Annotated in this window: 15 protein-coding genes; 6 read left to right on the forward strand and 9 right to left on the reverse strand. The window is 54.7% G+C overall.

Features of this window, described 5'->3' with window-relative positions:
- Positions 1-155: 155 nt before the first annotated feature.
- Entirely contained in the window at positions 156-530 is a 375-nt protein-coding gene (locus tag QE270_RS02170) for an NAD-glutamate dehydrogenase domain-containing protein (protein WP_300034472.1), read from the reverse strand.
- A 131-nt stretch (positions 531-661) separates the two neighbouring features.
- Between QE270_RS02170 and QE270_RS02175 the strand changes: the two genes are divergently transcribed.
- The gene (locus tag QE270_RS02175) at positions 662-2,005 is read left to right on the forward strand and encodes a dicarboxylate/amino acid:cation symporter (RefSeq protein ID WP_300034484.1); all 1,344 of its coding nucleotides are present in this window, start codon (positions 662-664) and stop codon (positions 2,003-2,005) included.
- Here the strand turns inward: QE270_RS02175 and QE270_RS02180 are convergent.
- Positions 2,002-2,739, reverse strand: coding sequence for a class I SAM-dependent methyltransferase (locus QE270_RS02180; RefSeq protein ID WP_300034487.1), 738 nt, complete (start codon positions 2,737-2,739; stop codon positions 2,002-2,004). The two genes, QE270_RS02175 and QE270_RS02180, sit on opposite strands and share 4 nt — an antisense overlap.
- Before the next feature lie 172 nt (positions 2,740-2,911).
- Here QE270_RS02180 and QE270_RS02185 point away from each other — a divergent pair, with 172 nt between their 5' ends.
- On the forward strand, positions 2,912-4,213 hold the full coding sequence (locus QE270_RS02185; protein ID WP_300034489.1) for an MFS transporter: 1,302 nt from the start codon (positions 2,912-2,914) through the stop codon (positions 4,211-4,213).
- Here the strand turns inward: QE270_RS02185 and QE270_RS02190 are convergent.
- The 6 genes from QE270_RS02190 to QE270_RS02215 form a co-directional block, all read right to left on the reverse strand.
- Entirely contained in the window at positions 4,210-5,499 is a 1,290-nt protein-coding gene (locus QE270_RS02190; RefSeq protein WP_300034491.1) for an adenylosuccinate synthase, read from the reverse strand. The two genes, QE270_RS02185 and QE270_RS02190, sit on opposite strands and share 4 nt — an antisense overlap.
- 138 nt (positions 5,500-5,637) lie before the next feature.
- Positions 5,638-6,750 (reverse strand): ATP phosphoribosyltransferase regulatory subunit, encoded by a 1,113-nt coding sequence (locus QE270_RS02195; RefSeq protein ID WP_300034493.1) that lies wholly within the window; start codon positions 6,748-6,750, stop codon positions 5,638-5,640.
- Between the two features lie 41 nt (positions 6,751-6,791).
- Positions 6,792-8,375, reverse strand: coding sequence for a phosphoglycerate dehydrogenase (serA, locus tag QE270_RS02200; RefSeq protein WP_300034495.1), 1,584 nt, complete (start codon positions 8,373-8,375; stop codon positions 6,792-6,794).
- A gap of 103 nt (positions 8,376-8,478) precedes the next feature.
- Positions 8,479-9,603 carry a phosphoserine transaminase gene (locus QE270_RS02205; protein WP_300034497.1) on the reverse strand — a complete coding sequence of 375 codons (1,125 nt, stop codon included), beginning with the start codon at positions 9,601-9,603 and terminating at the stop codon, positions 8,479-8,481.
- Positions 9,604-9,706: 103 nt separating this feature from the next.
- Positions 9,707-10,021: a PepSY domain-containing protein gene (locus tag QE270_RS02210; protein ID WP_300034499.1), complete on the reverse strand. Its 315-nt coding sequence runs from the start codon at positions 10,019-10,021 to the stop codon at positions 9,707-9,709.
- Positions 10,022-10,023: 2 nt separating this feature from the next.
- Entirely contained in the window at positions 10,024-10,611 is a 588-nt protein-coding gene (locus QE270_RS02215; RefSeq protein WP_300034501.1) for a ferric reductase-like transmembrane domain-containing protein, read from the reverse strand.
- A gap of 265 nt (positions 10,612-10,876) precedes the next feature.
- On the opposite strand from QE270_RS02215, the gene QE270_RS02220 reads away from it, so the two are divergent.
- Together QE270_RS02220 and QE270_RS02225 are read left to right on the forward strand one after the other, a co-directional pair.
- On the forward strand, positions 10,877-11,404 hold the full coding sequence (locus QE270_RS02220) for an extensin family protein (protein ID WP_366142250.1): 528 nt from the start codon (positions 10,877-10,879) through the stop codon (positions 11,402-11,404).
- A 39-nt stretch (positions 11,405-11,443) separates the two neighbouring features.
- Positions 11,444-12,310, forward strand: a complete 867-nt coding sequence (locus QE270_RS02225) for an LOG family protein (RefSeq protein ID WP_300034503.1) — start codon at positions 11,444-11,446, stop codon at positions 12,308-12,310.
- Positions 12,311-12,320: 10 nt separating this feature from the next.
- On the opposite strand, the gene QE270_RS02230 is transcribed toward QE270_RS02225, so the two are convergent.
- Complete coding sequence (locus tag QE270_RS02230) at positions 12,321-12,941, reverse strand: cytochrome c family protein (RefSeq protein WP_300034505.1); 621 nt, start codon at positions 12,939-12,941, stop codon at positions 12,321-12,323.
- Between the two features lie 145 nt (positions 12,942-13,086).
- Between QE270_RS02230 and QE270_RS02235 the strand changes: the two genes are divergently transcribed.
- Together QE270_RS02235 and QE270_RS02240 are read left to right on the forward strand one after the other, a co-directional pair.
- Positions 13,087-13,980 carry a prephenate dehydratase gene (locus QE270_RS02235; protein WP_300034508.1) on the forward strand — a complete coding sequence of 298 codons (894 nt, stop codon included), beginning with the start codon at positions 13,087-13,089 and terminating at the stop codon, positions 13,978-13,980.
- Positions 13,981-14,051: 71 nt separating this feature from the next.
- A complete protein-coding gene (locus QE270_RS02240; RefSeq protein WP_300034622.1) occupies positions 14,052-14,348 on the forward strand; it encodes a DUF2171 domain-containing protein in 297 nt (98 codons plus the stop codon).
- Positions 14,349-14,359 lie beyond the last annotated feature (11 nt).

A 14,359-nucleotide genomic window follows, 5' to 3' on the forward strand; every position in this document is an offset into this window, starting at 1 on the left:
TGCACGGTCGACCATCGCCGCTTCGACAGCAGGTTCCCACGCACCATTAGTCCAAGCTTTGCATCAAGAGCAGTTTCATCCACATTCTGCGCGCGGTCAGGCAAATCGAGCGTGCATCGCAGCAACGCAACACCACCATCTTCCAAACCAATATTCTAGCCCAGCAAACTGCCGCCTGTAGCGTCCATGAGCATTGTTTGAATTTGTTTGCGGATACCGGTCGAAGCATCATCACTCGGTAGCCAGACAAGGATATACAAATTGCGGCCAAGCGGCGAACGCAGCGCAATCAGCTTGGGACGTGGGCGATCCGTCAGCGACATGGCGCGCAACGTGACACGCTCCAGATCATCCAATTTTTGCGCAACCAAAAGGTCGTGCGGTAAAGCTGTCAACGTATGCGCCATTGCCTTGCCGGAGTGACCCCAGGGATCAAAGCCAAATCGCTTCATACGCGACGCCAGTGCGTCCTGAGCAGTGGTATCTCTTGCGCCTGCAAGCAATTCGTTACGCGTCTTATTCCACGACAAAATGAGTTGTAATTTTATTACAAAGCTTATGCCCTTCTTCTTAAGCGTAAACAAGTCACATCCGTAACTTGTTGCGAGGATTATTTCTCCTGTGTAGCGTCGCGCAGAATTTAGAGATTTTGGAGAGTTAAGTGGATAAACGGCTTACATTGTGGATTTTGGCAGGAATGATCCTGGGCGTGGCGGTTGGTTACACTGTCCATCAAAATTTCGCACCCGACAGCACGCAATTCGAATATCTTACAAAGACATTCAAACTGCTCTCCGATATTTTCCTTAATCTCATAAAGCTGCTCGTTGCGCCGCTGATCCTGTCAACGATCGTCGTCGGTATCGCGCACATGGGCGACAGTTCGGCTTTGGGTCGCATTGGGTTCCGCGCGATTACTTGGTTTATCATCGCGAGCTTCATCTCCATTGGTCTTGGTTTGTTGATGGTCAATATATTCCAGCCTGGTATCGGCGCGCCTGTCGATACCATTTCCAATGCCGCGGCTACGATAGGGGAAGTCAAGAAGCTTGATTTCTGGGAATTCATCCTATCGATTTTCCCGAAAAATGCCTTTGAAGCTATGGCAACGAATAATATTTTGCAGATTCTGGTGTTCGCATTGTTCGCTGGCATCGCCCTTTCTGCCTTAGGTGAGAAAGGCGCACCACTCGTGCGAGGTGCCGAGGCGCTGGCCGAAATGATGCTGCAAATAACGCATTATGTTATGCGTTATGCACCAGTTGCGGTCTTTGGTGCGCTGGCTGCCGTTGTCTCCAAAAGCGGCCTTGCGATCCTTGCGACCTATTTAGAGCTTGTGACAGAATTTTATCTGTCGCTTGCCTTGTTGTGGACCATCCTGCTTTCGATTGGCGCGATTTTCCTTGGACGGCGGATTTGGACACTCATCCGCTATATCCGCGAGCCGATGTTGATCGCTTTTTCAACAGCATCAAGCGAGGCGGCGCTGCCTAAGCTGTTTGAACAGCTTGACCGTTTCGGTGTTCCGCGCCGGATATCTGGCTTCATGCTGCCGCTTGGCTACAGCTTCAACCTTGATGGTTCGATGATGTATATGAGCTTTGCAACGATCTTTATCGCGCAAGCCTATGGCATCGATCTACCCATCAGCACGCAGATTCTCATTCTACTTACGCTGATGATTTCATCGAAGGGCGTGGCCGCTGTACCGCGCGCATCTTTGGTGGTCATCACAGGCACTTTGGCGATGTTTGACCTCCCGGTGGAGGGCGTTGCCCTTATCCTCGCTATCGACCAGTTCCTTGATATGGGCCGGACCGCGACGAACGTTGTCGGCAACGCAGTGGCAACGTCAGTCATTACAAAGTGGGAAGGCATGCTTGAGGTAGAGGAGCCGGAATATCTGGAAACGCCGCATACGCCATCCCACACCGCTGCTGGTGGCAAGGTGGGGTTAGATCTCGCCAGTAATAAGGTCACTAAAGCGCGAAAGACGAAGCTTTAAGCGGGGTGCTTGTGCCCAAGCAAGGTGCCCTTCGCGCCTTTACTGTCGAGCGTGAATTCCATGTTGCCATGTTCTTTGCGCCAGCGCAGCGCAACGACGCGTTCACCGGGACGTGCGGCATCATCTAGCAGAATCCGACCACCGGGACGGATGCGCGGAAATAGGCTTGATGCCGCACCGCGCACATGCGGATGAAGCGCCCAAGGCGGCCCATCGACGATAAGTAGGTCGATTTCTGCTGGGACGTCGGACAGCTGATACCAATGACCTGGCCATCCTGCCGGCGGCGCGCCAAGTGGTGCGTGACGAATTTTGACCGCCATATTGTTGTCGTGGATCCAGCCTTGCGTGGTTTTGGCAAACGCGGCGTGCTGATCATAACTGACAAGCTTACCGCCGCCAAACAGCTGCAAAGCGCGCGCCGCCACAAAGGTAGACGCGCCACAGCCAAGTTCGACAACCTGTTCCGGACGCATTTCCTCAATTGCCAAGACGATGTGCCATAAAAAATGGGTGTCGGCTTTCCAGCTTCCCAAATTAGGCAGCGCATCAAGCGGTAGGTCGAGATACGCAAGAAGCGCCGCTTTATCTTTCTTGCGCCCGCCATCAAGGCTGCGCAGCAACCAAGGCCATTGAATGGCACCATAAGCCATGACCATGAAACGATCCCCCAATGACAGGTTAAGATCCAAATCATTGAGAGGCATGTACGCCGTCGTTTCGCGAGTTGTCATTCTACCCCCAGAGCCGTCCCACACGGAACAGTCAATGACAGACTTGTGGGACTAACTGATTATTTAAACCTGCCTATTGCCACACCCGATTATAATGACCTTTTCATGAACCCTCCAAGCCTTTGACAATGTCAAAATTTATTCCATAACGAAGACAGAGGAGAAGGCAGTCATGAACGAAAGCCAAAAGGCAACTCCTGCAAAGCATCAGGTTACAAATCCTAAATTGCTGCTGTGGGTATTGATGATCGTTTATGTACTGAACTTCCTCGATCGGCAGATCGTGAACATACTCGCTGAACCCATCAGTCGCGATCTTGGCCTTTCGGACACCCAAATCGGTCTGCTGACTGGCCTTGCTTTCGCGCTTTTTTACACGCTTCTGGGCATTCCGATTGCGCGCTATGCCGATAATAGCGGAACCAACCGCGTAGGCCTTATATCAATATCTCTGGCGGTTTGGTCGGCTATGACCGCGTTGTGCGGATTAGCGCAAAACTTTGCACAGCTTGCGCTCGCCAGAGTGGGCGTTGGTGTTGGAGAGGCGGGATGCACGCCCGCGGCCCATTCGCTCATCACCGACAGCGCGCCTGCCGAAAAAAGATCGTCCGCCATCGCCTTTTATGGACTGGGCATACCCATTGGCAGCTTATTGGGCCTCGTCATCGGCGGCGTATTGAACGATGCCTATGGCTGGCGCGTGGCATTCATGGCGGTTGCCATTCCAGGTTTGATATTGGCCGCATTGTTGCCTTTCCTATTGCGCGAACCCCGCAAGGCTGAGGCAGCAGCGCGCGCTTTGTCAGGCGAAAAAGCACGTGAAGTTCTCTCAACCAAAGAGGCGTTGCGGGAAGTTTTCAGCTCACGCGCCTTTATCATGTTGGCCGTCGCTGCATCATTCACGGCGTTTTTGTCCTACGGAAAAAGCGTTTGGGCGGTCATTTTGTTCATCCGTTCCCATGGCCTAAGCCCCGGCGAAACAGGGCTGCTGCTTGGGCTTGTTTTGGGTGTCGCTGGCATGATTGGTACATGGCTTGGCGGCATGATGGCCGACAAATTTGGCAAGATGGACAAGCGCCATGTGCTGACTACCCCCGCTATAGGTATGTTCATCGCCGCGCCGATCCTGTTCCTTGGCTATTTTGCAACCGACTGGCGCGTGGCGATTATGTTGTTGGTCGTGCCAACGGCTCTAAATGCCGCCTATTACGGCCCGACCTACGCCTGTGTTCAGGGGTTGGTAAAACCAGAGGCCCGCGCGATCGCCGCAGCCGTAATGCTGTTCGCCCAAAACCTAATTGGCCTTGGCCTAGGACCATTGTTGTTTGGCATCATGTCGGACGCCTTCAAGCCATATGCTGGCGATGAAAGCGTCCGATGGGTCCTGTATGGCGCAGCATGGCTTGGACTCATTCCCGCCTTTTTCTTCTGGCGGGCAAGCTTGCGGCTTAAGGCTGAATTGAAAAGCGGTTAGTCAGCGAAAGGATCGCGCACCAAGATGGTATCTTCGCGTTGCGGCGAGGTTGATACCAACGCCACAGGTGTCTCGATCAATTCCTGCACACGCGAGATATATTTAATCGCTTGAGCAGGCAGGTCAGCCCAACTACGCGCGCCGGCCGTGGTCTCCTGCCAGCCGGGCATCTCTTCGTAAATGGGCTCCACGGCGGCTTGATCTGCGGCATGCGCTGGCAGATAGTCATAGACCTTGCCGTTCAGCCGGTAGCCGGTACAAATCTTGATCGTGTCAAAACCATCAAGCACGTCCAGCTTGGTCAGCGCAATACCGGTCACACCGGACACAGCGCAGCTTTGGCGCACGATAACCGCATCAAACCAACCACAGCGGCGCTTCCGGCCCGTAACGGTGCCAAATTCATGACCGCGTTCACCAAGCCGCTGGCCGGTTTCGTCCTCAAGCTCGGTCGGGAATGGCCCTGACCCGACGCGCGTGGTGTAAGCCTTAACGATACCCAACACAAAGCCCGCCGCGCTTGGCCCAAGGCCGGAGCCGGAGGCAGCCGTGCCGGAAACAGTATTGGACGAAGTGACGAACGGATACGTTCCATGGTCAACGTCGAGCAAGACGCCCTGGGCGCCTTCGAACAATATCCGTGCCCCTGCTTTGCGCACTTTGTTCAACCGCCGCCATACGGGCTCGGCATATTCAAGAACAAAGGGAGCGATTTCTTTCAAATCGGCAATCAGGCGGGCACGGTCCACAGGCGGTTCACCAAATCCGGCACGCAACGCATCATGGTGCGCGCAAAGCCGGTCAAGCTGGGCATCCAAGGCATCAAGATGTGCAAGGTCGCACACACGAATCGCGCGGCGGCCCACCTTGTCTTCATAGGCAGGGCCAATACCGCGACCTGTGGTGCCGATCTTGCCCGAACCAGCCGCAGTTTCACGCAACCCGTCAAGGTCACGGTGGATCGGCAAGATCAACGCGCAGTTGTCCGCCAATGCGAAATTTTCGGCCGTAATGGAAACGCCCTGCCCGCGCAGCTTCGCCATTTCATCACGCAACGCCCATGGATCGAGAACCACCCCGTTGCCGATAATCGACAGCGTGCCGGTGACAATGCCTGACGGCAGCAACGATAATTTATAAACATTTTCGCCAACGACCAAAGTGTGGCCGGCATTATGCCCGCCTTGAAAGCGGACAACGGCGTCAGCACGTTCTGCCAGCCAGTCTACGATCTTGCCTTTACCCTCGTCGCCCCACTGAGCGCCAATTACGGTTACATTCGCCATCAGATATTCCCTGTCAAAGCCAGATAGCTCTGGGGCCTTTTTCTGCGCAGGAGGTTTTTCCTGCGAAGGGATTCGCCGTAGGATCCGTTATGATTATGTGGCGCTTGCGTCCACCCCAAAGCTGCGTTGGAAGAAATTTCAGACGGGGATGGCTTGACCATTGGTCCATTTGTGGGTGCAGCCCAACAAAACGGCGTCGTCATTTTCATCCAATGCGGCGACAGTTATCCAACCGTCGCTGCGTAGCTTTGCACCCGTGGAAGCATCTGTGCCCAAGGCCAAGAAAATCCGCTGGACAACGCCTTCGTCTGCCAGATCAATCAATGGGTCGGGATAGAGAGAGAAACCCGTTGCCGGTTCCGATGTTCCATCGGCACGATCAATATAATAAGTGCCGCCGCGACCAAGCGCCGCGCTATATCCCTTGGCGAAAATCGTAAATCCAAACCAGCTTTGATATTCAAAGCCATGCCGTTCAGTGGGATCCAACGTCACATTCGCGCGGCCAGCCACCGTGCTTGCAATGGCTTCCAACGCATGGATACGCGATGCCAATGCGCCGCCTGCGTCAATCGCGCGGAGTTTCTCCACCGCTTCTGCAAATGGACCAGTAGCGGCGAGCAATGGCAGATAGGCCTCCGCGCCAAGCACGCTCAGCCCGCCTGCATCCTTCATATCCAACTCCGACCGGACAGCGTCGAGTTTGTCAGCGGGCAAGGGCAGCGCCTTTTCCGCAAGCCGTTCCACCAAGTCGGGCAAGGTAAAATCAATGGTGATGTCTTTCACACCCGCCGCTTCAAGCGCATCAATGGCCACACCTACAATTTCGCAAGCCGCAGCAACGCTATCATTGCCAACCAATTCCGCGCCCAATTGCGTGAGTTCACGTTCGGGACGCGGCTGCTTGGCCCGTAGGCGCAGAACCTGCCCATGATAGGCCAAGCGCAGCGGTCGAGGTGCATCCTTCATCCGCGTCGTGGCGATACGTCCGACTTGAACGGTAATGTCCCCACGCAGCGCCAGCGTGTGGCCCGACACTGGGTCGGTAAACCGCAGATGCTGATTACGGGCGGCGTCACCACTATGTTTGGAGAGCACCGATTCAAATTCCGCCATTGCCGGGGCAACACGGGCGTAGCCATTGCTCACCAACACATCGATCATCGCACGGGACACCCGCGCCGCAACCTCCGCTTGGGGAGGAAGTCGGTCGCGGAAGCCTTCGGGCAATAGGTTAGACGGAATATTCATGTGCGTTCTTTACGCGAAAACTTCTCGCGGGGAAGCCCCGCTTAAAACTTAAGCGCCTTTACGGTTTTTACACCGGGAAGCGACCCAAGCTGCTTCAGGAGAGCTTCGGGGATCGCCGCGTCCATCGTGAGCAACAGAACTGCTTCGCCACCAGCGCTGCGACGGCCAAGATGGAAAGTGCCGATGTTCAATCCAGCCTCACCCAAGGTCGTTCCAACACGGCCGATAAAACCGGGCGCATCTTCGTTGACGATATACAGCATGTTGCCTTCAAGCTCCGCTTCAAGGCTGATGCCGAAAATCTCGACAAGCCTTGCTTCGCTATTGGCAAACAAAGTGCCCGCGACGGAGCGTGGGCCTTGGGCGGTGTTGACGGTGACACGCACCAATGTGTGATAAGCGCCAGTCTTGTCATGGCGCACTTCGCGAATGTCAAAGCCACGCTCTTTTGCCAAAAATGGCGCGTTGACCATGTTCACAGCGTCCGAAAAACGACGCATAAAGCCGGATAACACGGCCGCCGTTATCGGTTTTATGTTGAGCTCTGCAGCAGCGCCCTCGACCTCAATCGCGATGTTATCGAGATTGTCATGCGCCAATTGGCCGACCAACGAACCAAGCTTTTGCGCTAGTGTCATATAAGGGCGAAGCTTCGGCGCTTCTTCGGCTGACAGGCTTGGCATGTTCAACGCATTGGTAACGCCGCCATTGACCAGATAATCCGCCATTTGTTCAGCCACCTGAAGCGCGACATTGACCTGTGCTTCATTTGTCGACGCACCAAGATGCGGCGTGCAGATGAAGTTAGGGGTACCAAATAAAGGTGATTCCTTGGCTGGTTCTATCGCAAAAACGTCCAATGCTGCCCCGCCAACTTGGCCGCTGTCCAACGCCTCTTTTAGCGCAACTTCGTCAACCAAGCCGCCACGCGCGCAGTTAATGATGCGCACGCCCTTTTTGGTTTTCGCAAGATTTTCTTTCGACAATATGTTGCGGGTTTGGTCGGTCAGCGGCGTGTGCAGGGTGATGAAGTCCGCCTTGGCAAGCAAGGTATCAAGGTCAGCTTTCTCAATGCCCATTTCAATCGCGCGATCAGCGGTCAGGAAAGGATCAAAGGCAACAACCTTCATCCGCAAACCAAGCGCGCGACTGGCGACGATGGAACCAATGTTTCCAGCGCCAATCAGGCCAAGCGTCTTGCCCGTGACCTCAATGCCCATGAAACCGTTTTTCGGCCAGAGCCCTGCTTGGGTCTGCGTATTGGCCTCAGGCAACTGACGCGCGAGAGCAAACATCAAGGCGATGGCATGTTCTGCCGTGGTAATCGAGTTACCGAAAGGCGTGTTCATAACGACAACACCCTTGGCCGACGCATTGGGGATGTCGACATTGTCGACGCCTATGCCCGCACGTCCAATCACCTTGAGGTTCGTTGCGGCGTCCAAGATCTGCTTTGTAACCTTGGTCGACGAACGGATGGCGATGCCGTCATAGTCACCAATGATTGCCGCAAGTTCGTCCGGTGTCTTGTCGGTGATAACGTCAACGTCACATCCGCGTTCAGCAAAAATCTTCGCGGCGTTCGGGTCCATTTGGTCGGAGATAAGTACGCGTGGCTTAGTCATATTAAATTCCGTTTCAAAAATCGTTAGGCTGAACTGGTTTCAGCATCTTAATTGCAAAGGGGAATGAAAGGTCCTGAAACAGGTTCAGGACGAGCTTTCAGGATTAAGCTTTGGCCTGGGCGTATGCCCAATCGAGCCATGGCCCGAGCGCCTGGATATCGGCAGTATCCAAGGTTGCGCCACACCAGATGCGCAGGCCCGGCGGGGCATCGCGATATCCGGCGATGTCATAGGCCGCATGCTCTGCCTCAAGCAAAGAGGCCATTTTCTTAATCATCGCTTCATCCGCGCCCTTAACGGTTAAGCAAACCGATGTTTTCGAACGGATAGCGGGGTCAGCGGCGAGGAAGCCAAGATAGTCGCTTGCCGCAACAATATCGCCGAGCGCCGCGGCGTTGGCATTGCTGCGCGCCATTAGGCCGTGCAAACCGCCGACCGTCTTTGCCCACTCAAGCGCGAAGATCACGTCTTCAACCGCGAGCATCGAGGGTGTGTTGATTGTCTCACCCTTGAAAATACCTTCGGCAAGCGCACCCTTTGACATCAGGCGGAATACTTTGGGAAGCGGCCATGCTGGCGTATAGGTCTCCAGCCGCTCGACGGCACGCGGCCCGAGAATGAGCACGCCATGCGCGCCTTCGCCGCCCAAAACCTTCTGCCAACTGAATGTTGTCACATCGAGCTTGTCCCAAGGCATGTCATAGGCAAAAACGGCTGAGGTCGCGTCGTTAAACGTGAGCCCTTCACGGTCATCAGCTATCCAGTCGCCATTGGGCACCCGCGCACCGGAGGTGGTGCCGTTCCACGTGAAGACCACATCATTTGTGAAGTCGACCGCGCCAAGATCAGGAATTTCGCCATAGGGCGCGTTCATGACATTGGCGTTTAGCTTCAGCTGCTTGTTCACATCCGTGACCCAGCCCTCGCCAAAGCTTTCCCATGCCATCATCGTGACGGGGCGGGCACCGAGCATGGTCCACATGGCCATTTCAATCGCGCCGGTGTCTGACCCGGGGACGATGCCAATACGATGCGTGTCGGGCACCTGAAGCACTTCGCGCATCAAGTCGATGGCGAGCTGTAGACGCGACTTGCCAATTTTCGCACGATGAGAACGGCCAAGCGATTCGATTTGAAGTTTTTCGGGGCTCCAGCCTGGCGGCTTCGCGCAGGGACCGGAGGAAAAGAACGGACGCGCCGGTTTAACGGCGGGGGGTACTATAGTCATGTAAGCGTCTCCTTGCAGAGAGCAGCGCGGCGTTGGGACCGCGTGGCCCGACGACGCCTTTAGGCGCGGCCCCGGCTTTGTCAACGACTATCGTAAACTCTTGTCAGTAACCCTTCTTGCGAAACAAAACCTCGCCGCGACGAGCAACATATAATTTCTCGAGGGTTACCGGATGGAAATAGGCCTCAACGCGATCGCCTTCGGGGGTGGTTCCATAAACTTCATAGCAGCCGCCATCGACCTTCGATTTGCGGACCGTCCAACCTTCCTTGGTAAGTTTTTCGGTAAGTGCCTTCTCGCTTTTCCAGCCGGAAACGGGGCCTGCCTTGCAGGTAATAACGCCGGTAGCGGATGCCGGTACAGAGGCACAAGCGATTGTGGCCAAAGCGGCGAGCGAGAGAGATGTCAATAAACGCATATTTATGCTCCTTTTAAAATAAGTCTGCGGTGGCGCAGAAATCGAGCCGCAACGAGCAGCAACAACGGGATGAAGTGAAGGAGCGCTGGCGCTAAATTATTGTGGATGAATATCCAGTGGATCAGAACCAGCACAGCGGCAGGATAGACCAAGCGTTGAAGCCGCTTCCATCCCGCCTTGAGCGCCCGCATAGAAGCATCATTGCTGGTCATCGCAACGGGCACAAACAATAACATCGCGGCCCAGCCAGTCCAGATACCCAATGCTAAGAACTCAGCCAGAATATCATCAAGATTTCCCATATCGATGATATAGAAAATAAGATGCAGGACGGCATAGACAAAGGCCGCAACGCCCAACGCACGGCGGCGCTGAATAAGCCAAATCAGCCATGGTCGTGGCCCAAGCAGCGACAGCAAAGGACTTAGCGCCATCGCCGCAATCATGAAGCGAGCGGACCATTCGCCAGTAGGATGCAGCATATCCATCGCGATCAATTCGCCGGACGCATAGCGCTGCAATATGAGCAATGCCGGCAAGCACAGCAGCGCCCAAAAAGCACTCTTGTTGTTAAGAATGATTCGCAACATAGGTTTTTGATAGTGGCCCGTTTGGTTCGGCGCAACGCGCAAATTGAACCGACATCCGCAATATTCCAGACACATGCACCATAAATCATCATTTTTTGGCTGCACGTTTCGTGCAATGCTTTATGAAGACATGATGGGGTTGGAAATGTTCAAACGATGTATTCTGGTCGGCAGCGTCTTGTTGCTGTCGTCATGTGGAGGGCGAGAAAAGCCTGAGGCACCCCGTTCAAGCCAGAGTTTATCTTCAGAAACTGCCCGTAAGTGCATGGCCGCGCTCAAGACAAAATCAGTCCGCTTTTCAGGCCTACCGAACAAAAGCTTCGACGGCGGATGCCGCACTATTGATACCATTAAGCTTATGGATTTTGGCACGCCGACAACGAATTTGGGGGCAATGACCTGCCCGCTTGCAGATAATTTCACGGATTGGGCGCGCTTCGCCGTTGCCCCTGCCGCAAAGATGTATCTGAAAGGCGAAGTTGTCCGGATCGAAACCATGGGCACATTCAACTGCAGGAACGTGAATGGGGCTCGATCAGGAAGATTATCCGAGCACGCCTTTGCCAACGCTATCGACGTTTCGGCCTTCATCCTGCGCGATGGACGGCGTGTCTCCGTCCTTGATGGATGGCGCGGATCATCTGCAGAACAGGCATTTTTGCGCCGTCTGCACCAGTCGGCCTGCAAGCGCTTTGGTACGGTTCTCGGCCCTGATTACAATGCGGCGCATGCCAACCATTTCCATTTCGACATGGCGAAGTCGATGACCAACGGAACGTCTTTTTGCCGATAGGGGTGGCAAAAGCGACTTATTCTCCCTACATACAGGGTAATGACAGACACAAAAATTAACGATCGCCGTTTCTACAAAGCACAGCAAGAAGCGGATTTTGCTGAACAGCAACTCTCTACCCCTCAGACGCAAAGCAAGTCATACAGGCTAGCATTTCAGGACACCGAATTCCTGCTGCGCGAAGATTTGCGCCCAGTCCGGTTCCAACTGGAATTGCTCAAAACCGAAATGCTGCTCGATGAGGCGAATATCGGTTCCATGCTGGTGATCTACGGCTCCGCGCGCATTCCCGAGCCTGAAGCCGCAGAGGCATTGTTGGCCGAGGCTGAAGGCGAGCGGGCGACAATCATCGCCGAGCGGATGAAGGAAAAGTCCCGTTTCTACGCCGAAGCCCGCCATTTGGCGCAGCTGGCCGGAAAAGCCAATGTCACCGATGAAGAAGGCCGTCGCCATTTCGTCGTATGCTCAGGCGGCGGCCCTTCGATCATGGAAGCTGCAAACCGCGGCGCACATGATGTCGGTGCAGAATCGATTGGTCTCAACATCGTGCTTCCGCATGAGCAGGCACCGAACCTGTTCGTGACGCCACGTTTAAGCTTTCAATTCCATTATTTCGCGTTGCGCAAAATGCACTTCCTGCTGCGCGCACGCGCGGTCGCGGTTTTCCCTGGCGGCTTTGGCACATTTGATGAGTTTTTCGAACTGCTCACACTGGTTCAGACGGGCAAGATCAAAAAGATGCCAATCCTGCTGTTCGGGCGTGAATTTTGGAACCGGGTTGTGAATTTTGAGGAGCTTATGCTCGAGGGCGTCATAAGCCCTCGTGACTTGGCACTTTTCCAGTTCGTAGAAACCGCAGAAGAGGCATGGCATGCCATCTGCGATTTCTACGAAGTGTCACATTGATTTAACCAGATTATTTCGCCGGCGCTGCGGCAGCTGCTGGTGCTGCGGCTGGCGTTGCTGCTGCTGGTGGCGCACCGGCGGCGTCTGCAGGCGCAGCGGCGTCAGCGGCTGGCGGTGCGGGCAGAGGCAGGTTTGAACCTTGCGAATTTAGATATAGGATCAAATTCGCGCGCTCTTCTGGATTACCCAGACCCGCAAAAGTCATCTTCGTGCCGGGTGCATATTTCTTTGGGTTGGACAGCCATTTATCCATGCCTTCCCAATCCCAGTTACCTGGAACGCTTTTCAACGCGTCGGAATAAGCAAATCCAGCAACATAGCCATGTGGCTTACCCAATGCGGCCCATAGATTTGGACCAATTCCGTTTGGACCGCCCTGCGCGATGTTGTGGCAGGCTGTGCATTTTTTGAAGACAGCTTCACCCTTAGCGACATCCGCGGTCGCGAGCAGAGTTGCGATTGGCACGGCAGCAACACCACCAGCATCGCCCGATGCCTCGGCAGCAACGGCAAAGCCCTCTTTTTCAGGCGCTTCGCCATGAAAATACATGCCAGAAACGATGCTCAGTCCCAGCGCGACGATGCCGCCTGCCAAAACCCAGCCTGCAATTGTATTACTACGATCATCCATTGGTTATCAGCCTTGAAGTGCGTTAAAATACCGACGTAGAATGACGTCCGGATTGTGACGCCCCTCTAATCGCGACAGTTACGCGGTGCAAGTGTCCAAATCGACACTTGCCCGATAAGTTTCCCTAGCCTAACGCCTTGGCCCTATGAACAGTTATCCCGCACCCGCACTGGCAATAGTCAAAGACATGACGCTTGCTGCACATGAACTTCCTGCAAAAGCGATTGCCTTTCAAGGCGCGCCGGGGGCAAACTCCCATTTGGCGGCTCTGGAATATGATGCCGACTGCCTGCCCCTGCCCTGTTTTTCGTTCGAAGACGCCATTGATGCGGTACAGGAAGGAACGGCGGCATGCGCCATCATTCCAATAGAAAACTCGCTGCATGGCCGCGTTGCGGACATTCACTTTTTGCTCCCTGAATCGGGCCTTAGCATCATAGCCGAGCATTTTATGTCGATCCGCCATTGCCTGATGGCGAAGTCGGCAGACGCGGTCATAAAAACGGCGATGAGCCACCCGCAAGCGCTTGGCCAGTGCCGACATTTCCTGCGCGCTAATAGCATAATTCCGGTGGCCTATGCGGACACCGCTGCCGCTGCTGCGTTTGTTGCCGCCAACGACGACCCGGCGGCTGCGGCCATCGCGCCGCCGATTGCGGCCGCTTTATATGGTCTGGTTGCCATTAACGATGCCGTGCAAGACGACATGAGCAACATGACGCGTTTTGTTGTACTTTCACGCGCGCCCGTCGATCGCAGCAGCCTCACCGGCACGTTGATGACTACCCTCATTTTTGAGGTCAAGAACATTCCCGCTGCTTTGTATAAGGCGATGGGCGGCTTTGCGACAAACGGCGTCAATATGACGAAGCTGGAAAGCTATCAAAACGGCGCAAGCTTTGCCGCCACGGAATTCTTTGCCGATATCGAAGGCGCACCGGGTGATCCCGCGGTAGACCGCGCGCTCGAGGAACTGCGCTTCCACTGCAACTCGGTCCGCTTGCTCGGCACCTATACGCAAACCCGCAACCGCGGTTGAAGCTGTTAAGCAACCGCCTCTTGTGGCGTGGTCTGTATGATTTCAAAGTGGTTCAGTTGGAACCCATACGCATTTTCAAGCGTTGGCTATGTTCTCAACCAAAGGAACATAAGAAGGCCGACCTATCACAGATTAAAGAACATGCAGAAGTTATAGGCGCTGACGGCGTTCATGTTGGCACCGTTGATGGCGTTGAAGGCAATCGCATCAAGCTGACCAAGTCAGATTCAGGACAAGGCGGCCATGAAGGCCATCATCATTATATTGATGGCGGACTGGTGGCCTCGGTCCACGATAACACTGTTCGCCTGTCGGCCAATGGCGACGTTGCGTTGACGTTTGAAACTGAAGAAACCAAAGACAGCTGATGCAGCGTGGC

Origin of the sequence: Sphingorhabdus sp., assembly GCF_029865925.1 — a bacterium.
Classification (GTDB): Bacteria; Pseudomonadota; Alphaproteobacteria; order Sphingomonadales; family Sphingomonadaceae; genus Sphingorhabdus_B.